The 20,182-nt window shown below is 46.3% G+C and carries 16 protein-coding genes and 1 other annotated feature; of the genes, 9 read left to right on the top strand and 7 right to left on the bottom strand.

The features are described from left to right. Positions 1-257: 257 nt before the first annotated feature. Positions 258-490: a binding site (T-box leader), on the top strand. Between the two features lie 83 nt (positions 491-573). Further along, positions 574-1,911 (top strand): sodium-dependent transporter, encoded by a 1,338-nt coding sequence (locus tag C1A11_RS01780; RefSeq protein WP_102048717.1) that lies wholly within the window; start codon positions 574-576, stop codon positions 1,909-1,911. 77 nt (positions 1,912-1,988) lie between these two features. Here the strand turns inward: C1A11_RS01780 and rlmD are convergent, their stop codons facing one another. Next, on the bottom strand, positions 1,989-3,137 hold the full coding sequence (gene rlmD, locus C1A11_RS01775) for a 23S rRNA (uracil(1939)-C(5))-methyltransferase RlmD (protein WP_102048716.1): 1,149 nt from the start codon (positions 3,135-3,137) through the stop codon (positions 1,989-1,991). A 766-nt stretch (positions 3,138-3,903) separates the two neighbouring features. On the opposite strand from rlmD, the gene C1A11_RS01770 reads away from it, so the two are divergent. The 5 genes from C1A11_RS01770 to C1A11_RS13985 all read left to right on the top strand — a co-directional run bounded on the left by C1A11_RS01770 (position 3,904) and on the right by C1A11_RS13985 (position 8,613). Next, on the top strand, positions 3,904-4,701 hold the full coding sequence (locus C1A11_RS01770; RefSeq protein ID WP_102048715.1) for a DUF368 domain-containing protein: 798 nt from the start codon (positions 3,904-3,906) through the stop codon (positions 4,699-4,701). 77 nt (positions 4,702-4,778) lie between these two features. Beyond that, a complete protein-coding gene (locus C1A11_RS01765; RefSeq protein WP_102048714.1) occupies positions 4,779-6,092 on the top strand; it encodes a TrkH family potassium uptake protein in 1,314 nt (437 codons plus the stop codon). Positions 6,093-6,105: 13 nt separating this feature from the next. Further along, entirely contained in the window at positions 6,106-6,777 is a 672-nt protein-coding gene (locus C1A11_RS01760) for a potassium channel family protein (RefSeq protein ID WP_102048713.1), read from the top strand. A gap of 570 nt (positions 6,778-7,347) precedes the next feature. Next, positions 7,348-8,475 carry a sodium ion-translocating decarboxylase subunit beta gene (locus C1A11_RS01755; RefSeq protein WP_102049208.1) on the top strand — a complete coding sequence of 376 codons (1,128 nt, stop codon included), beginning with the start codon at positions 7,348-7,350 and terminating at the stop codon, positions 8,473-8,475. 12 nt (positions 8,476-8,487) lie between these two features. Then, positions 8,488-8,613 carry an OadG-related small transporter subunit gene (locus C1A11_RS13985; protein WP_278335959.1) on the top strand — a complete coding sequence of 42 codons (126 nt, stop codon included), beginning with the start codon at positions 8,488-8,490 and terminating at the stop codon, positions 8,611-8,613. 393 nt (positions 8,614-9,006) lie between these two features. Here C1A11_RS13985 and C1A11_RS01750 read toward each other — a convergent pair whose 3' ends face one another. Continuing rightward, a complete protein-coding gene (locus C1A11_RS01750; protein WP_102048712.1) occupies positions 9,007-9,867 on the bottom strand; it encodes a DNA-binding domain-containing protein in 861 nt (286 codons plus the stop codon). A gap of 11 nt (positions 9,868-9,878) precedes the next feature. Beyond that, complete coding sequence (locus C1A11_RS01745; protein ID WP_180950206.1) at positions 9,879-11,138, bottom strand: sensor histidine kinase; 1,260 nt, start codon at positions 11,136-11,138, stop codon at positions 9,879-9,881. 584 nt (positions 11,139-11,722) lie between these two features. Here C1A11_RS01745 and gltS point away from each other — a divergent pair. Continuing rightward, positions 11,723-12,907: a sodium/glutamate symporter gene (gene gltS / locus C1A11_RS01740; protein ID WP_102048710.1), complete on the top strand. Its 1,185-nt coding sequence runs from the start codon at positions 11,723-11,725 to the stop codon at positions 12,905-12,907. A 508-nt stretch (positions 12,908-13,415) separates the two neighbouring features. Here gltS and C1A11_RS01735 read toward each other — a convergent pair. Next, positions 13,416-15,506, bottom strand: a complete 2,091-nt coding sequence (locus C1A11_RS01735) for a methyl-accepting chemotaxis protein (protein WP_102048709.1) — start codon at positions 15,504-15,506, stop codon at positions 13,416-13,418. Positions 15,507-15,843: 337 nt separating this feature from the next. Beyond that, positions 15,844-17,085: an EAL and HDOD domain-containing protein gene (locus tag C1A11_RS01730; RefSeq protein WP_102048708.1), complete on the bottom strand. Its 1,242-nt coding sequence runs from the start codon at positions 17,083-17,085 to the stop codon at positions 15,844-15,846. A 356-nt stretch (positions 17,086-17,441) separates the two neighbouring features. Between C1A11_RS01730 and C1A11_RS01725 the strand changes: the two genes are divergently transcribed. Together C1A11_RS01725 and C1A11_RS01720 are read left to right on the top strand one after the other, a co-directional pair. Next, positions 17,442-18,023 carry a chromate transporter gene (locus C1A11_RS01725; RefSeq protein ID WP_102048707.1) on the top strand — a complete coding sequence of 194 codons (582 nt, stop codon included), beginning with the start codon at positions 17,442-17,444 and terminating at the stop codon, positions 18,021-18,023. 3 nt (positions 18,024-18,026) lie between these two features. Beyond that, on the top strand, positions 18,027-18,587 hold the full coding sequence (locus C1A11_RS01720) for a chromate transporter (RefSeq protein WP_102048706.1): 561 nt from the start codon (positions 18,027-18,029) through the stop codon (positions 18,585-18,587). 198 nt (positions 18,588-18,785) lie between these two features. On the opposite strand, the gene C1A11_RS01715 is transcribed toward C1A11_RS01720, so the two are convergent. Together C1A11_RS01715 and C1A11_RS01710 are read right to left on the bottom strand one after the other, a co-directional pair. Beyond that, positions 18,786-19,394 carry a hypothetical protein gene (locus C1A11_RS01715; protein ID WP_102048705.1) on the bottom strand — a complete coding sequence of 203 codons (609 nt, stop codon included), beginning with the start codon at positions 19,392-19,394 and terminating at the stop codon, positions 18,786-18,788. Between the two features lie 240 nt (positions 19,395-19,634). Next, on the bottom strand, positions 19,635-20,174 hold the full coding sequence (locus C1A11_RS01710) for an HdeD family acid-resistance protein (protein ID WP_102048704.1): 540 nt from the start codon (positions 20,172-20,174) through the stop codon (positions 19,635-19,637). Between the last annotated feature and the right edge of the window lie 8 nt (positions 20,175-20,182).

The raw sequence follows: 20,182 nt of genomic DNA, 5'->3' as shown, positions 1-20,182 counted from the left end.
AAATAAAAAACAGCCCGCAAAAAAGCCGCAACGCTTTTTATTTGCGGGCTGTTTTATTTTTTGCGCAGAAAAATAGATAAGATCTATAATAAAAAGATGCCAAATGCTGATATGTCGCAAAAAAGGCTGAAATAGAATAAAAAAGGATAAACTGTGTAAACGGACGAATGAAAGGCGTTTGCAGAGAAAAAACAAAAAGATTTGATTTTCGCAGGCTTGACATTCCACGAGCAGTATGGTACGGTAGATAAAAATAGTAGAATGCGAAGAAGGAAAATAGTAGAGCAGAAAAAGTCTTGCAGAGAGCTTCCGGCTGGTGAAAGGAAGCAGACTGTCTGTCTTGAATACGTTCCGGAGCAGCTGCCCGAAGATGAGTAGGGTAAGACGGGTACGCCCGATAACGCGTTGCGTGTGTGTTGGCACACAATAAGGAGTATTTTGTGAAGAATGCTCAAACCAGAGGTGGTACCGCGAAATTTTCGTCCTCTGTCCCTTTTGCGAGGGACAGAGGACTTTTTATTTTGCACAGCTTTTGCGCCAACGGCAAAAAGAAAATGGATGAGGAGAATCTTGATGAAAACGAACAGTAAACAAAAAGCAGGCAGATTTGCCAGCCGGTGGGGCTTTATTTTGGCCTCTGTCGGCTCCGCAGTCGGCATGGCAAACGTATGGGGCTTCCCCAACAAAATGGGCAGCAATGGCGGCGGTGCCTTTTTGCTCATCTACCTGTTTTTTATTTTCATTTTCAGTTATGTGGGTTTGCCGGCAGAATTTGCAATCGGCCGGCGCGCTAAAACGGGCACACTTGGCTCGTACGAAAATGCGTGGCGTACCCGCGGCGAAAAAGCAGGCAAAGCGGGTGGGCTTTTGGCATGGCTTCCACTTGCCGGTTCGCTTTGTATCGCCATCGGCTACGCGGTAATCGTTGCGTATGTGCTCAAAGCCCTTGTGGATTCCGTTACCGGAACACTGATGGCAACAGACGTTACAGTCTGGTTTGAATCTTTTTCGCTTGCGCCCCACTCGGTGGTGCCTTACCATGTTGTTGTGGTAATCGGCACACTGCTCACTTTGCTGCTGGGGGCAAAAAGCATTGAAAAAACAAATAAGGTGATGATGCCGCTTTTCTTTATTATCTTCATCATATTGGCAGTGCGTGTGGCAATGCTGCCAGGCGTGGCAGAAGGCTACTTATTTATGCTTATCCCGCGCTGGGAGGCCTTGAAAAATCCTATGGTTTGGATCTGGGCAATGGGGCAGGCATTCTTTTCGCTTTCAATTACCGGCAGCGGCATGCTGGTATACGGCGCTTACCTGGACGAAAACGAAAGCGTTGTTTCCGTATCTGCCAAAACCGCACTGTTTGATACCATTGCCGCCCTTGTGGCCGCTCTCGTAATTATCCCGGCCTGCTTCTCGTATGGGCTGGATGTCGGGGCAGGGCCAGGCCTGCTTTTTGTGACACTGCCGACCATTTTGCAGGACATCCCTCTGGGCAATTTCTTTGCGATTATTCTATATATTGCTATGATTTTTGCCGGTATCAGCTCCCTGCAAAATATGTTTGAGGCGGTGGGAGAATCTCTGCTGCACAAATTCCCGAAGCTGAACCGCAAAACGGCACTCTGCATTTTGTGCATTATCTGCCTTGGGTTTGGCATTAATATGGAGGCGATTTTCCAGTGGGGCCCGTGGATGGACCTCGTATCGATTTACGTTATTCCAATTGGAGCAACGCTAGGCGCAATCTCCTGGTTCTGGGTCATGAAAAAAGATGACCTGATGCTCGAAATCAATAAGGGCGCCGAAAAAAAGCATGGCAACCTGTGGTACATAACGGGACGCTATGTTTATGTGCCGTTTGCATTATTGCTGTGCTGTGTTGCACTGTTTATGAAAGTATCTTTTTAATATAGCAGCATAAAAACAAAAAGGCGGAAGATTCTATCTGAATCTTCCGCCTTTTCAATTGTAATAAAATTTTGAAATTACTCGCGTGTTTTGGTAAGCAAGGTAATGCATTCAACGTGCTCGGTAAAGGGGAACATATCTACAGGCTGAATGACATTGATATGATACCCGTTTTTGGCGAGGTAAAGCAAATCACGTGCTTGCGTTTCCGGGTTGCACGAAATATAGACGATGCGTTTTGGGCCCATTGTGCATAGAGCAGAAAGAAATTTCTCGTCGCTGCCAGTGCGGGGCGGATCCATAAACACCACGTCGGGCGCTTCGTCCTCTTCAGTGAGTTGTTGCAAAAAGCGGCCAGCGTCGGCTTTGTAAAAGCGAATGTTCTCTACCCGGTTGCGCTTTGCATTGCGTATGGCGTCGTGCACCGCATCCCCGTTGCTTTCTACGCCTGCAACGGCAGCGGCGCCGCGCTTTGCAGCTGCAATACCGATGGTGCCGGTGCCGCAATAAGCATCAAGCACGGTTTCCTTGCCGGTCAGCTCAGCCATATCAATTGCGCAGCGATAGAGCACCTCGGTTTGTGCAGGATTGACCTGATAAAAAGAGGCAGGGGAAATCATAAAGCTACATCCGCAAAGACGGTCGTCAATGTAGCCTTGGCCGTGCAGCACTTTATTGGTGTCGCCTAATACCACGCTGGTTTTGCGGGAGTTGATATTTTGTACGATGGTTGTAATGTCGGGGCAAAGGCGGCGTAGCTCGTTCACAAACTGGCGCGAGGAGGGTAGAAAAGCTGCAACCGTGACAAGCACCACCATGATTTGGCCTGTAGAAAAACCGCGGCGCACCAAAACGTGGCGCAACAAGCCAGTTCCACGGTCCTCGTCAAAAGCCGTATAGCGGCAGCGAGCAGCAGCCTGACGTACAGCTTGTACAACTTCGGCACAACGGCGGTCTTCCAGCAGGCAGTCAGCAATGGGCAGTACCTTATGCGAATAACCCGCGTATAACCCACACATTAAACTGCCGTCTTTGGCGGTGCCAAATGAAGAGATTACCTTGCAGCGGTAATGCATCGGGTCTTGCATGCCAATAATGGGGCGCACTTTGCCAAACCGTCGCAGTAATTTTTCTGTATTTTTTTGCTTAAGGGCCAGTTGGTCAGAATACGCGGTATCCGACATCTGACAACCGCCGCAGCCTTGTTTTTTAAATTTGCATTCCATAAATTCACGCTCACTTTAAATTTTTAATCCGGCAGGTGCACTGTTATATGAAGCAAAAGTAACTTTTGTCTATTCAATATGTAAATCCTCAAAAGAGAAAAAGGTATCAAAAAGGATTGGCTTTTGCCCTTGCGGCTGCTAAGAAACAGAAAAGATTAAATGCGCCCAAAACGCCATGTGAAAACTTTTGGTTGGCTGAGGGTGTAATAAACTGTTCTGTGCAGCAAAGTTGATGAATAGAAAACACTGCCAGCGTTATTTTTTCTTCCAACAGTATAGCATGAATTTTTCGCTTTTACGATAGCTTTCACGCTATAAAGCAAAATATTGGCGCTGTAAGTACTGGGAACCCGTACATCGTACAAGCATAACAGCAAACCCAGTCGCTACAAGGCCCAAGCGACCTTTTGCCGATACAAAAGAGCTGCCAGGAAAAAGGATTTAGAGAAGAAATTATGATTCAAAAGAATAAGTTAATACAGAATAAAAAAGAATTAAATGTGGAAAAGAGCAGCTAGGGGGAATTTGCCAGTGGCCTTTTTAAAGCAAAAAATATTTAAAAATGCAGCGAATTGTCGACACTGGTACTAGCACAGAAAAGCAATTGTAAAGCGGGTGTAAAATCGTAAAAATAGCATTGACACTTACCCGCGCAATCGCTATACTGGCAGCAAATTAAAGGGCAAGCGACCAAAAGAAAGAAAAATGCAGCCTGCAAGACAAGAGCGAAAAGTCCATATAAAACAGCGGGCGGCAAGGGGAGTTCATGAAACGGTCTAGTATACTTCTTGCGTTAAAAGGATTTTGCGTTGGTGCAACGATGTTGATTCCCGGAGTCAGCGGGGGGTCAATGGCGATGATCTTAGGAGTTTATGATGAGCTGATCTCGAGTGTTAGTTCGTTTTTGCAGCATAAAAAGGCAAGCTTTATCTTTTTATCTATCTTTTGTGCTGGCGGGTTGTTGGGGGTGTTGCTCTTTGCTACACCGGTACAACATCTGCTCACGAGGTTTCCACTGCCTACGCTGTATTTCTTTATGGGTGCAGTTGCCGGCAGTGTGCCGATGATTTGCCGCAAAGCGAAGATGAGCCGTAAAAGCTGGTATCTTTCCATTTGGGCAGCAGCCGGTGTTCTATGTGTGTTGCTTCTTTCGGGCACACCGGTGGTATCAGGCGGTGCAGCAAAGGCAAGCCCGCTTGTATTGCTCGGTTTAGGGGCAGTAGCTGCTGTGGCCCTGGTGCTGCCGGGCATCAGCGTTTCTTACGTGCTGCTGCTGTTTGGCCTGTACAACCCAGTAATAGACGGAATACGCAATTTCAATTTGCCATTGCTGCTGCCGCTGGGTGCAGGGCTGGCGTTGGGCATCTTGCTTGTTACACGGCTATTAGAACGTGCGATGCAGCGTTACCCTCAGCCGACCTACCTGCTGATTCTCGGCTTCTTAGTGGGTTCGCTGGGCGAAATTTTTCCGGGTCTGCCCCATGGGTGGGAGTGGATTATCTGCGGTGTTTGCTGTGCAGCAGGCTTTGCGGGTGTTCAGTTTTTATCCCGCTTTGAAGATTAATACTGTCATTTAAAATTGATTGCCCGTGCCCGCCAATCAAAGGCGGCAGACGGCTTAATAAAAAGGGAGAATGAACCATGAGTCATCTTTCTCGCGAGATAGACGTTTTGAAGGAGCAGCCTTCTGGCCGATTAATCGCGATGGGTTTTGCTGGAGTTATCTTGTTTGGTGCATTGCTGCTGATGCTGCCAATTTCTGTACGTGAGGGGGCTGTGGTTACCCCCATTGATGCACTCTTCACCTCCACCAGTGCGGTGTGCGTTACCGGCTTGATTGCCATAGACACCGCAGACCACTTTACCGTGTTTGGCCGCACGGTGGTGGCACTGTTGATTCAAATTGGCGGGTTGGGTGTAACCTCGGTAGGCGTAGGGTTTATTTTGATGGCACGCCGCCGGGTTGGCTTTAAAAGCAGGCTGCTGGTTATGGAAGCACTGAACCTAAGCAACGCAAAAGGCATCGTAAAGCTGGTAAAAGCAGTTTTGCTGATGACACTTTGCTTTGAAACAGTGGGTGCATTACTTAGTTTTGTGGTATTTGCGCAGGATTATCCGCCACTTGAAGCGCTTGGCATCAGTGTGTTTCACTCGATTGCCGCATTCAACAATGCGGGCTTTGATATCTTAGGCGGCCTGCGCAATCTTATCCCATATCAAAACAACGTGTTACTTAATCTTACCACCTGCGGGCTTATCATCTTTGGCGGTCTTGGTTTTCTGGTGATTTTAGATGTAATCAAACACCGCTCTTTCCGCAAGCTAAGCCTGCATTCCAAAGTAGTGATTACCACTACGATTGCACTGATTGTTTTCGGCACTTTGATTTTAAAAGCAACCGAGAATATCAGCTGGCTAGGGGCGTTTTTTCACAGTGTTTCTGCCCGTACCGCAGGGTTCTCTACTTATGCTATCGGCACATTTAGCAATGCGGGGCTTTTTGCACTTATCTTGCTGATGTTTGTGGGTGCTTCGCCGGGATCCACCGGTGGCGGTATTAAAACCAGCACGCTTTTTGCGTTGGTGCAAGCCGTGAAAAGCGCGGCAAGCGGTCATCGCCCCACAGCGTTTCGGCGCACACTGCCCAGTGACGTGATATCCAAGGCATTCACCATCACCCTGCTTTCTGCTTTGGTAGTAGGGGCTGGCACATTTGCTCTTTGCGTGTTGCAGCCACAATACAGCTTTATTCAACTGCTCTTTGAAACCACCTCGGCCTTTGGCACCGTAGGCCTCTCTACCGGTATTACTCCAGACCTGAGTGTGGCAAGCAAAGCAGTGGTGATTCTCATCATGTTCATCGGACGCATCGGCCCGCTGACCGTTGCATCCCTTTGGGCGTTTGGTTCTGACTCTGCTGTATGGTATTCAGAAGAGCCCATCACGATTGGTTAAGGAAGGAAAGCATATGAACAGAAAAAAAGCAGCACCCTCTTTTGGCGTTATTGGTCTGGGCCGGTTTGGCATGGCTTTGGCAAAAAGCCTTGCGCAGGCCGAAAAGGAAGTGCTAGTGCTCGATTGTAATGAAAGCAAAGTGCGCGAAATGCGCCAGTACACAGAACATGCTTACGTGGTGCGCGAGCTATCCAAGCAGGCGCTCGAAGATGCCGGCGTGCAAAATTGCGATACTGTTATCGTCTGCATCGGCGAAAAAATAGACACCAGTATTCTCACCACCTTAAACGTGGTCAGCCTTGGTGTGCCGACAGTTATCTCTAAGGCCATCAGTGCCGAACAGGGACAAATATTGCAGAAAATCGGCGCAGAAGTGATTTACCCCGAGCATGATATGGCGTTGCGGCTGGCAAAAAGATTGCTGGCACACAGCCTGATGGATTACATTTCGCTTAGCAACGATATCGAAATTTCTGAAGTGCCGCTGAACCATATGTTGGTAGGCACTTCGGTAAAAGATGCAGATCTTCGGCGTACTTATGGCATTAACATCATCGCGATTGAAAACGAAGAAAGCACCACAATTGAAATTTTACCTGATTATATCTTTCAAAAACAGGACATCATTGTAGTGGTAGGCAAAAGCGAAAACTTGAAAAAGTTTGCTAATGCAGCACTTGTTTAACGTAGAAACCAGAGAATAACGCTACTGCTGACTAAATGTGAAAACTTAGCAAAATATTTGCACTTTTTTGCGGCTATTGTTTTGACAATTTAAGACGGTATGTAGTATACTCTATTAGCTCGTATGTATAAAAGACGAATTGTGTATTATCCTGCGTTATGGTACAAAAGAGATTTTTTTGCGCGGTGTTTTCTCTACTTTTGCTGAAAAAACAGAAGAACCGAGATGCAGAAAATATCTTGCCGGAAAGACACGGTGGTTCCCAAATGCATAGAGCAAAATTTATGTTTATGAGCCAAAAAGGTTTTCACTTTTGCAGGTTCTAACGCGGGGGATAACCTCTCCCACTTTTCATCCAGTACCCTTGACCCGGCTTTTGACAGAGTCCACCCAATGCCTTTGTGTCGGGTGCGCCCAGCCAGGTGCTATTCGGCCCGACGCATGGTACATCTAAAGTTTTCAATGAGACGTCCGTAAGCAGGAATATGCGGTCTGCCCGGTCTGATCAATGGAATATTGAATTGAAGGAGAATCTACATAATGGAAGGAATCAATCTGTTAGTTGACTCAATGTTCGGCCATCTAATGGCCATGGGAACAGTGAGCATTATTAAAATGATAGCTATGTGGGTAATCGGCGGCACGCTGATTTTCCTCGCTATTAAAAAAGAGATGGAACCCAGTCTGTTGCTGCCCATGGGATTTGGCGCAATTCTGGTTAACCTGCCGTTTTCTGGCGCTGTTACTCAGATTTTTGAGTCCGGCACCGAAATTGGCCCCATCGACGCCCTGTTCGATGCAGGCATTGCGAACGAGCTGTTCCCCCTGCTGCTCTTCATCGGCATCGGTGCGATGATCGACTTTGGACCCCTGCTTCAGAACCCGAAGCTGTTGCTGTTTGGCGCTGCTGCTCAGTTCGGCATCTTCTTTACGCTGACCATGGCAACTATGCTTGGGTTTAACATCACCGACGCAGCCTCGGTTGCAATCATCGGTGCAGCAGACGGCCCGACCTCTATCTTTGTTGCAAACTACTACGGCACGAAGTACCTCGGCGCTATCATTGTTGCGGCATACAGCTATATGGCTCTTGTGCCCATCATCCAGCCGCCGGTCATCCGCTTGGTTACCACCAAAAAAGAGCGTATGATTCGTATGCCGTATGCTTCTAAAAGCACCAGCAAAACCGTTCGTATTCTTTTCCCGATCGTGGTTACTGTCATCGCAGGCCTCGTTGCACCGCGCAGCGTTGCGCTGGTCGGCTTCCTGATGTTCGGCAACCTGCTGCGTGAGTGCGGTGTTCTGAACAGCCTTTCCGAGGCAGCACAGAACGGCCTTGCTAACCTGATTACACTGTTGCTCGGCCTCACTGTTTCTACCAAAATGCAGGCAGATCAGTTCCTCACCTGGGAGACCGGCATGATTCTTGCACTCGGCCTCGTTGCATTTATCTTCGACACCATCGGTGGCGTGCTGTTCGCAAAATTCATCAACCTGTTCACTAAACACAAAATCAACCCGATGATCGGCGCTTGCGGCATTTCGGCTTTCCCGATGAGCAGCCGCGTTGTGCATAAGATGGGCCTGAAAGAAGACCCGCAGAATTTCCTGCTCATGCACGCAGCCGGCGTCAACGTAGGCGGACAGATCGCTTCTGTTATTGCAGGTGGTTTGATCCTCAACCTGATTGCACGATAAGGAGGAATCATCATGGATATGCTCGCAGTTGGTCAGTCCTTGCAGGCAATGGTATTGGGTATGTGTGGCATTTTTATCGTTATGGGTGCGATTTGCCTCGCAATTTCCGGCCTGAATTCAATGTTTAAAAACAAGTAATCCAGCTTTTGAAAAAAACACCGCCGCGGGCTTGCGGCGGTGTTTTTATTTTATGCGGCAATAAGGGTTCGCTTTTATGCAAACCTTTTTTGCTGCATTTTTCTTTTTTCAGCGGGCACCAATAAATCCTAACGGGGGACAGGTCTGCAAAATAGGTGGTCGGACGCGCAGAGCTTTGCTGATTGGTTTTTAAAATTACTTTTTACGTAAAAAACAATCAAGGTTATAACACTGAGAGTCTAAAAACGGGAATGGAAAGAGGAAGAGAAGCCGGATATGCCCAATGCGAGGTACCTCGAAAGCCAAAAATGAATAGAAAAAGGCGTACCGCATAAGCTTGCGGTACGCCTTTGTTTATGTATGCAGCAGAATTTGAAGCGTGAGTGACACGGTTTACAGACGCGCGAGCATACCGGCAAAAAACTTTTTGGTATTAATTTTACCGGGTTCTGCTCTGGGGTCACGAATGTGCCGCATTTCTTGCCGTACTTGAGAAAACTCAAATAGTAAGGTACTGTAATCGTTAAAAATGCTGTTGCTGTAATCATCGCAACCAAGTTCAGCCAGGGTGCTAAGTGCTTTTTGAATCGTACGGCGCACACGCTGTTCCAAGGCTTTGCGGGGAGCTACACCGCTCTTATTGTCTTCCTCAAGCAATTCGTCATACAGCGCAGAAAGATCAAAATTTGTGCTTCCACGAGCGCACAATTTTAACAGCAACCGACGCAGCTCTTCGCTGCCGACCGCGCCGAGAATGCCGATGTCTGAAAAAATGGCAGTGATTTTTTCGTTAGGGCTGGGTTGCGGTTCGCTATGTGCAGAAATGAAGTGCGGATCCAGAATCGAAACAGCAGACTGAATTTGCGCCAGAGACTGCTCTAGGCGGATTTGTGAGGTGACGTTGCGAATGACCGTAACTGCCTCAATTGCATTAATCGGTTTGCCAATGTAAAACTCTACGCCACACTCGTAAGCTCTTCCCACCATCGAGTCGTCTTCTACCTGAGAAATCATAATGAATTTACCGGAGTATCCGCGTTGACGAGCCTGCTCCATAATGGTAATGCCGTCCATCTTTGGCAGCAGTAGATCGATCAGCACCAAATTGGGGCGGTAAAATAAAATTTCATCAACGGCATCTTCGCCGGTATCCAGCGCACTTACTACCGTCCCAAGGTTATTGTTGCGAATCAACACCTCCAGCGTTTTGTGGATGGCGATGTCATCGTCAATAATCATTATTGTGGTTTGCATAGCGGTCTCCTTTAAATTTTGTAGGTTTGTTGAGAAAGCGAAGAGATGGGGATTGTGATTGTAAAAAGTGTATATGAGCCACATTCAGACTCAATATTGATAGTGCCGCCCAAATGCTGCACCAGATTTTGTACATGGTTAAGGCCGATGCCGGTAGAGGCATGGCCGGTTTCGCTGTCAAACTTGGTTGTAAAACCGGGGTTAAATATGTAGGGAAGCAGTTCCGGGTCAATACCGCTGCCGTTATCCCGCACAGTAAAGGTGGCCAGTTCATTTTCGGACCTTGCCGTTATCTCTACATGCCCGGAGCCGTTGCAGGCATCCAACGCGTTTGTAATAAGGTTATTGAGCACTGCAAGCAAGCCATAGCACTGGCCTACATAAAAGTCAGTTGTTACATCAAAGGTTACGGTAAGCTTTCCTTGAAACGGCTCCAGCATATGCTGTGTGTTTTCTGAAAGGATGCGTATGATTTCGCTCAGTGTCATGCGCTGCTGCTCAACACCGCTTATCATCGCCTCTAAGCCTTGCCTTACCCGGCGGGTATCTTTGCCTACCTCATGGATAGAACGCGATATTTCAAGCGCCTGCTCCCGCACTTCGGGTTTGTCTCGGTTTGCATCGTACAGTGCAAAACTAAGGCGCATAATGCGGTCAATTTCGGTGGTCGTTTTTTGCAGATAAAAATTTTCTACCCGCACCTGTGAAAGCAACAGACAAATACGGTCGTAGCGCAGCTGCCGCTCGCTTTGCAAAACATAAAGCCGGTGAGCTGCAAATACTTCAGAAAAAGCGACAGACAGCAGCGCACGGAAGATGCCAGCTGTTCCAATTGCAATCAAGATGTTCGGGGAGAGCTCTACACGAAATAGAGATTCGGTTATGTTGCCTATCATATCGGCAAAAGCCAGTTTTAAAAACAGCTTTACGGTGCTGTCGTTTTTTACAAGCAGAACCGAACACATTCCGCCATACACCAGATAAAAGGCGAGTGTTGCTGTATGGTCCTGCAAGGACGAGAGCAGGGAATGGCCGAACATCAAGTCCAAAAAGATACGCACTCCTATGGTGAAACAACCGGAGAGTGCACAGACCTCAAAAGCGTGTTCTTTATTCCAGGCCAGTACGAGGGTGCCCATGACAAGCACGCCCAGCGATAGACGAAATTCACCATCAAGGGGTGTGAAATAGAAGGGGGCAGACATGCCAACCACTGCGGCACAGAGCAATGTGCGCATACGCGCATCTTTGACCCAATTCAATTTTAGCATACTGTTCATACGGGGCTCCCTACCTGTAAATTGCTTTTGATAAGCTACTACATCTATAAGTTTACTTCATAAAACAAAATAGGACAAGATGAAGTCCCTAATAAAATCTTGAAAAACAAAAATATTTATGGTGATTTAGCACAAAAACCAAATTTATACATTATGCAAAGCGGAAAATCGAAAAAAGACAAGCGTGGTTTATGAAGATATTTGTTTTTTCATGATGCTAGAAAAGATAATTTGGGTAACGAACAGAGCTCTGATGCAACCAAGAGCTCTGGGAGGATTTAGGGTGTTGTGTGAAAAGGCAACCTTCCGGAAGCAGAGATAAAAGATATTCTTTGTCGAACCGACCGGAAAAAGCATTCGCCACTCCGGGTTGTCAACCCGGCGAATGTGCGGCCGCTCTGTTCAGTCTGCTTTGCTACCGCATAAGCAGAGCAGACGAAAACAGACGGTTACCCGGAGAAATTATGTAAGGCGGCGCCCGCCGCAGCTCCAGCGAACTTGAACGGGTCTTTCCGCTTCGCTGGTAGCACCTACGTGAAAGACCATCTTACCTTAAGTATGTCAGGAGGATACATATGGAAATATCATTGAACATGTACTTATCGGTTGCGATCGCTGTTTTTGTGTATTATCTCGGTGAGATTATCCGCAGAAAAATGCCCGTTATGCAGAAATACTGCATTCCCTCCCCGGTCATCGGTGGTGTTATCTTTGCGGTACTCGCATTGATTCTTCGCTCCACCGGCCTTGTTTTCCTTACGTTCGATACTACACTCCAAACCGTTATGATGATGCTGTTCTTCACCAGCGTCGGCTTTACTGCCAGCTTTAAGCTGCTCAAAAAAGGCGGCGTGCAGGTTGTACTGTTCCTCATCATCTGCTCTGTACTCTGCGCTTTGCAGGACGTCGTCAGCGTTGGCATCGCTTCTGGCTTTGGCCTGAACCCGCTGCTTGGCCTGTGCACCGGCTCCATTCCTCTGGTTGGCGGTCACGGCACTTCTGGCGCATTCGGCCCCATGCTTGAAGGCATTGGTGTTACCGGCGCAACCACCGTTGCAATTGCTTCTGCAACTTTCGGCCTCGTGGCAGGCAGCGCCATTGGTGGACCTCTTGCCCGTAGCCTTATCGAACGTCATCATCTTGAGCCTTCTAACGAGGATGCCAATGCTTATGGCTCCCTCGACAACGAAGACCGTATTGCTGAAGTCCCGCACTTTGTAGCAGCAATCTCTGCACTGTTTGTTGCAATGGGCCTTGGCTCCATCATTTCTGGTATCTTCACTTCTTTCGGTGTCACTCTGCCTGCTTACATAGGCTCCATGCTCGCAGCGTGCCTCATCCGCAACTTCTTCGACGGTATCAAAAAGCCGCTGCCCACCAATGAAATTGACATCAGCGGTAACGTGGCACTGTACCTCTACCTCACCATGGCAATGATGACCCTCAAACTGTGGGAGCTCGTCGACCTTGCAGTCCCGATGCTCGTTATGCTCTTCGCACAGGTTATCCTCATTGCAGTGTTCTGCTACTTCATCGTATTCCGCTTCATGGGCAAATCTTACGATGCAGCAGTTATGGCAAGTGGCTGCGTTGGCTTCGGCATGGGCGCTACCGCAAACGCGATGGCAAACATGAAAACCGTTACCAACAAATATGGCCCTTCGCCCCGTTCCTTCTTTGTGGTTCCCCTGGTCGGTAGCTTGTTTATCGACTTTGTGAACTCGGGTATCATTACTTTCTTCGTGAACGTATTTACCTGATTAAAAGCGCTATCCCAGTCCTTTTGTTGTTGGCCAACAGCCCGGTAAGCTTGCTTACCGGGCTGCTTGGTTTTTATTTAGTATTGAAACGAGAAGAAAAGAGCAGCAAACAGGCCTAAGCAGAGCCGCTTGATGCAATGGAAAATCAGAGCAAGTGCAGCTAATCGCTAACTTGCCAGCGTGCAGAAACGTGTTTCCGGCGCTAGTTTAAGCTTCAACTACGTACGTGTAGAGAATTAGGAATTGGTGTGTAGGCGTAAACGCACCATAACAGCGAAGATAAAGACGAAACCTCACTAAGAACATAATGCTTTAGAGAGGTGAGGCGTAAAAAGAAAGTGCTTTGATGTCCAATCGGGGCACCGCTGCTATGCTCAAATACCAGAGATTGAATCAAAAAAGGCTTACGTTGTTGCTACAGTGGATGTGGATAAATTAAACAAGAAAATCGGCACCTCAAAAAGAGATGCCGATTTTACTATTATTAGAAGGGGAGAGAAGTAGTTTTTTAGTATTTGGATGCTCCATTGCGGGACATAGCTGCCACTGCATCCTCAGCAAAGAGGTCTTTTCTTGCATTGTCAGCAAAGTCCGAAGATTTCTCTTTGAGCTGGAAGCTGGTCAGCATTTCTTTAAGAGCCTCGGCCTGTGCAGAAAGCTCCTCGCTGGCAGCTGCGCTTTCTTCAGCGGTAGCAGAGTTGGTCTGTACAACTGCGGAGATCTGGTCAACTCCCAAGGTGCACTGTGCAAGAGAGGTAGCCTGCTCTTCAGTTGCTTTGGTAATGCGGGCAACTGCCGTGCCAGCTTCGAGAGATTTTTCCACCACGGTTGCAAGTGTCTGAGAGGTGGTGTCTGCAATAGAGGTACCCTCGTGCACTGCCTCAATCGAATTCTGAATCAGCAAGGTAGTGTTCTTAGCTGCTTCGGCACTCTTAGAAGCCAGATTGCGAACTTCGTCTGCAACAACAGCAAAACCTTTACCAGCCTCGCCGGCTCGTGCTGCCTCTACTGCGGCGTTCAGAGCAAGAATATTGGTCTGGAAAGCGATATCTTCAATGGTTTTGATGATTTTGCCGATTTCGCTAGAGCTGTTATTAATATTAGTGATTGCATTGACTAGAGAATCCATCTGTTGGTTGCACTCGCGAATGATGACTTCTGCTTCTTGGGTGCGTGCTTCAGCATCCTGCGCATTTTTTGCAGTTTCCTGTACATGGCTGGAAATGTCATCAATCGCAGCAGCCAGCTCTTCAATCGAGCTTGCCTGCTCGGTTGCGCCTTGAGAAAGCGCTTGGGCACCGGTTGCAACCTGTTCAGCGCCGCCAGAAACCTGCTCGGCAGATTCGCCAATGGTGCTAAAAGAGTGGTTCAAAGAGGAGATAATGGCGTTCAGAGAGCTACCGAATTGTACGAAATCGCCCTTGAATGCCGTTTTAACATCAAGGTTCAAGTTGCCTTCTGCGATGCTCTCCAGAGTGCTGGAAATGTCAGTAATATAACCACTGAGCGTTTCCACCATTTCCTGTACGCTGTCGGTGAGAACCCCAACCTCATCTTTGGACTTGCATTCCGGTACCTCGGTGGTAAGGTCACCCTGTGCAAGCAGACGCACGCGTTCTGTAATATGAACGATAGGGGTTGCAATCTGTTTTGCGATGGCGATTGCAAAGAAGACACCGCCAATCAGCAGAATGATTGAGGAGATTGCCATTAAGATAATGGAGGTGCGCATTGCAGAAATCATTTCTCCCAGAGGAGCGACTACGCCGAAAGACCAGCCGTCGGTGCCAGAAATCGGTGCGTATGCACAAATACGCTCGGTTCCGTTATAGACATAGTTCTCTACACCGGTACCACCTTCTACCATTTTCTGGTATACAGTAGCAGCTGAAGCCCATGCTTTATCGGTTTTAGAGTTTTCAATAAAGTTTTGACGCTGATTGATCAAATCGTCATTTTTGCTGGCAATCATTGCACCGGTTTTATCAATTGCAAAAAGGTTGCCGCTTTTGCCAACTGTTACAGTTTTAATCACGTCACTCAGCACGGTGCCTTCGAGCTGTGCCAGCAGGTAATAGCCACTATCACCAACCGAGGAGCACAGATATACAACGGCAGTATTGCTGCCTTCTGGGATTTCAGTAGTGGAAATAGAAACCTGCCCACTCTGTGCTTGAGTGAAATAGTCTTTTCCGGCGACGTTAGTACCGTTTAAAGTGGCATCAGCACTGTATACGCTGCCGTCGCTAGATACAAGACCAATAGCGCGGTAGCCGTAATCTTTAGAGGCAATATTGGCCATTTCAAACATAGTCGTACGAACAGTGTTCGCGTCTACAGCGGTATCTTCTGTAGCGGCTGGCAATGCATCCGCAGCGTCATGTACAACGCCGGCCAGCTCGAACAGCTGTGTTTTCAAGCTGGAAATTTTGGACGAAAACGCGATGTCGCCCAAATCACGCATGGTAACGAGGTCGTTGGTTGCGTTGCTAATCATGCCTTGGTAAGTGGTAACAGTGCTTACGCCCAGGCTTACAACAGAAACGATGAGAATAACTAAAACAATACGTAGAATTAACTTTTTTTGTAGTGATTTCATACTTTTCTCCAATCTGATTCTTATTGACAAATTATACCAATATGCAAACAAAAAAGCAAATTTTCGACAATAAAATCATACAAATATAAAGAAATGCTCAAAAATTAAATTAATTTTAAAGATGCAAAAATCCTATAATCCATAAAGAAAAAAATCTACAAGATATAATGTTATGATACAAATTATATAAAATTTTTATTCTTTTTTGTTACCAGAATGCAGTCGAAAGCTGGCAGAGAAAGCGTTGGAGCCTATTTACCAAAGACCACAGCAAGGTGCTATAAAAACAGACCGGCAATATACTGCCGGTCTGTTTGGATTTAAGAATAATGTAGAGTTAATTCGTCTTATCCTCGGGGATAGCTTGCTGCGCGGCAAATATTTCATCCGCATAAGAGAGTGCTTGTACATAAAGTGACGGAATAAGTTGCTCTTCTAGATGCTGTGCCGAAGCGAAAGCCTCTACGGTTGACCATTGCTGTTTTTCGTAACATTGGATGCAATCCAAGGCCTGGTGCAGAATCCCTTCTTTTTTAAACAAAGCCTCGGAAATTTCCGGCCCCACTTCGAGCGAAGCAAGGGCAGAAAGTGCATTTTCTTCTCCCATCAGTACTTCCAGGCAAGAAAAAAGGCCGACCATGTAGGCCGTTTGGGCTAACGAACTTTGGCCCATGCAGTCAAATAGTTTTTCCATAAAAACTGCCCGCGTCAGCGCCTGTTTCGTAATTTGGTCGTTTTCTTGCTTAGAAAAATCGCGCAGCAGTAAAAGCATAATCCAGCGCTTAGTTTCTTTAATACCAAGCAAAATAAGGGCCTGTTTAATAGATGCAATGCGATTACCGCGATAAAACAGCGGGGTATTGATTAAGCGAAATAGTTTATATGTAAGGGCAACGTCTGCTTTTATAATATCAGCCAAAACATCAAAATCCGGAGACTCTTTAGAAGCTTCTCTCCACAACTGTGCATAGCTGGAGGAAGCAATGTTCACAGTCGATTTTGATAAAACGGTTGGGCGGCTAAAATAGTAGCCTTGAAAAAGCGAGTAGCCATCATGCAGCGCACTTTTAAAATCTTCTTCAGTTTCAATACGTTCGGCAATTAACTGTTTGCTTGCTTTGTATTTTTGTCCAATCTCCCGGCGCTTTGCATCAGTCAGCAGTCCGTATTCCACCTTAATAATATCCACCAAAGGAATAATGCTGTCATAGGTTCCGTCATCTACAAAATCATCCAAAGCCAAGATGTAATTTTCACTTTTCAAGTAACGCAACCGTTCTTCCAAAGTATCGTCCAGCATGACATTCTCTAAAATTTCTATTACCAGGTTGCTCGGATGAAACAGCATCGGGAGGTCGGAAGACAAAGCCTCTTTGGTGAAATTAATCAGCCCCATATGCCCGCCGGTAAGGGCCGAAAAGTCGAATTCCGATAAAACATTATAAGAAAGCTCGCGTGTAGCGAGATCTGCATTCACATTAGGGAAAAAGTTTTGCTCGCTGTTGCGATACAAAAGTTCATATCCATAAAGTGATCTGCTTTTGGTGTAAACCGGTTGGCGCGCGAGATAAATCTTCATACGCCGATGCCTCCTTATAATTCTTTAAGCGAACTTATAAACTTGGCAGCGCAAGTTTGTACTACTATTATAGATGGTCAGAATCAAAAAGACTATATCCAAATATAAAAAACTTGTTATTTTTAACTTAAAACCGTAAATTTTAGCGAATTACGTTGTGCAAAAACTATAATTAACTATTTAATAGCAACAACTTTATAAAAAAGTGACAGCGTTTATATAAATTATTGTTAACTGAAGTGTAAACAAAAATAAATTAATAGGTTATATGCTATCAAAATGCTAAATAAACAATATTTTACTTATCCATGAAAGGGGAGTATGATAACACCAGAACGTTTTTTGGAGGAATCAAAATGCATAACAAAGATAAAGGAATTCTATGGAAGCTATTTAAAGCCACCTTCATGTTAAGTGCATTTACTTTTGGCGGTGGGTTCGTCATTGTGTCGCTTATGAAGAAAAAATTTGTAGAAGAGCTGCAGTGGTTCGATGAAGAAGAGATGCTTGACATTACAGCTATTGCGCAGTCGTCGCCAGGCCCAATTCCCATTAACGCATCGGTCATCATCGGGTACCGTATGCACGGTGTGCTGGGCGCATTGGTTGCAGTGTTTGGCACAGCGCTGCCCCCGATGGTTATTATTTCGGTCATTTCTGTGTTTTACCGCCAGTTCCGCGAAAACGAAATCATTGCAACGGCACTGCAGGTTATGCGTGCAGGCGTTGCGGCGGTCATCTTTGATGTTGTGCTGCGCCTTGCCAAAAATGTGATAGCGACCCGCCGTGTATTATATATTAGTGTTATGGCCATTGCTTTTGTGCTTACCGTATTTATGAATGTTAGCGCTATGGTCATTGTTCTTAGCTGCCTTGCCATTGGTGTAGCGGAGATGCTGATTGGTTTGCGTGCACAAAAAGTAGAAGGTGAGGTATAAGCCATGTTACTAAAACTGTTTTTTAGCTTTATACAGGTAGGGCTGTTCAGCGTAGGCGGTGGTTACGCGGCGATTCCGCTGATTCAAGACCAGATTGTGAATAACCTCCAGGTGATGACGCTTGCTGAATTTACCGACTTAATCACCATTGCTGAGATGACCCCCGGCCCTATTTCTATCAACTCGGCAACCTTTGTTGGCACACGCCTTGCGGGTGTTCCGGGAGCAATTATCTGTACACTTGGCTGTGTATTGCCTGCATTCTGCATCTGCCTGGGCCTTGCATACCTTTATTATAAATATCGTAAGTTCACCGGGGTACAGACGGTACTCTCTGCATTGCGCCCCGCGGTAGTCGCGTTGATTGCTTCTGCCGGCACCTCTATTTTACTGCTTGCCCTGTTTAATGGCGGTTTTGCTCAAGCTACCCCAGCGAATTTCCGCATTATTGAATTTGGATTGTTCTGCGCCGGGCTGATTTGCCTGCGTCGCTTTAAAATGAATGCTATCAGTGTCATTTTTGGAAGCGGTGTTATTGGTACGTTGCTATATATGGTGATTTAAATATCCGTCGAGAAGAACGCTAACAAGAAAGCCTTTCTTTAGCTATATGCTGAAAGAGAGGCTTTTGATTTAATCATCAAAACGCTTGTGCTGTTAGCAAAGGGAAGAAATTGCTTTTAGACTTGGCAACTATTTATGCTTAATCGTCTGCTTTACTTTCAATTAGTACGCTGATAAGGCTGGTAGTGGCACTGACAATTAGATGATGGCATCATCGGCCCCGGGGTCAGTGCAAAAGCGAATCTCTGCAGCGGCAATTTGTGCTGCGTTGAGCTTATCCACTTTAATGGCGCGCCGTTCCAGTAAAAACAGATCCACCATTTCCCACAGGGCGAAGGTGCCAGCGATATTCATGAAATCCGTAAAAAATTGGTTGCTATTGCTGCCTGCAAGTAGGTAAGAAAAGATAAGCAACCACGTACCAATGACAAAGAGTCCCGCCATTTTCGAAAGGTTAATGGTAAGATCTAGGTTTTTATCCGCAAGGCGTAACCCATACAGGTCTTTTACGGTTTTGCCGAGCAATAATTTTTGTTCTTCCGTCGTGCTTTGGGGCACATAGAACAAAATGGTAAGCGGGTATTTGAGAGGGATGTGATAGACCACAGCGTCTATATAGTCTGCCAGTGCCGTGTCCAGTTCTTCAAAGTGGGGCACGGAATAGTCCGAAAAAGCGCTCGAAATACTAACGAGATGAACCCGGACGACCGCCTTGCCAGCATTATTAAGATATTGCTGCTGAATATGGGCAGATTTATCGTATTTTATTTTACGGTATTGCTCTATACGGTTGCGAAAGGGGTTCATTTATTAGTGCTCCTTTCGAAAAACAGCTTTTAAAATATGAGAGTTATTATGCGTGAATATTAGTGTGTCCAACATTGCGCTTGCACAATAGTTAAAGGTGAATAATAAAAAACTACACGTGAGTCAGAGCGGGGGCGTGCAGCCTCTTGGTTGAGCGGTGAACGCCGCATCTCATCCAAAGTGCCAATTATATGAAACTAAATAAATTGGTAATCGGAAAAGAGCAAGCATGAAAATTTACTACATTGCGTTTTTTGTTAGGCAGTAAATCGTCCATAAAGTCGATATACCGCCATAAATAAGGCAACCCCCCATAAACATCAGCATGGTTACTGCCGCACTAAACGGATTCAATATCATAACCGCGCCCAGCACACATTTGATGGCTGTTATCAATAGAGTAACCCACCAATTTTCATAACCCAAATCTTTTAGCTGTTTGGATTTAAGCATGTCACCAATACCGCTTGCAAGAATAAATAGCCCAAATATTAAAGGAATAATTGAGATAATTACCTCAGTGCGCGTGACAATAAATCCCCCCAGCCCAATCAGAATTAAGCCCCACACTAGAAGCAGTGTTCCGCCCATTTGCGCTTTTCTCGCCTGGAGCGCATGCACCAGACTCAGTACGCCTTGTACGATAATAATAGCGCCTAACAAATAGCATGCGAGCTTACTGGTGGTTTGAGGATATATCAGCAGCAACATTCCGGCAAGTATCGATACCACAGCGGTAAATCCAAAGCTTTTTTTGAATTCTTCATAGAAATCAACCATTATTTTTT

The sequence above is a fragment of the Pygmaiobacter massiliensis genome, assembly GCF_900199435.1.
GTDB lineage: Bacteria > Bacillota > Clostridia > Oscillospirales > Ruminococcaceae > Pygmaiobacter > Pygmaiobacter massiliensis.
The sequence above is the reverse complement of the archived record's forward strand: the minus strand, read 5'-3'. Positions and strand labels throughout refer to the sequence as shown.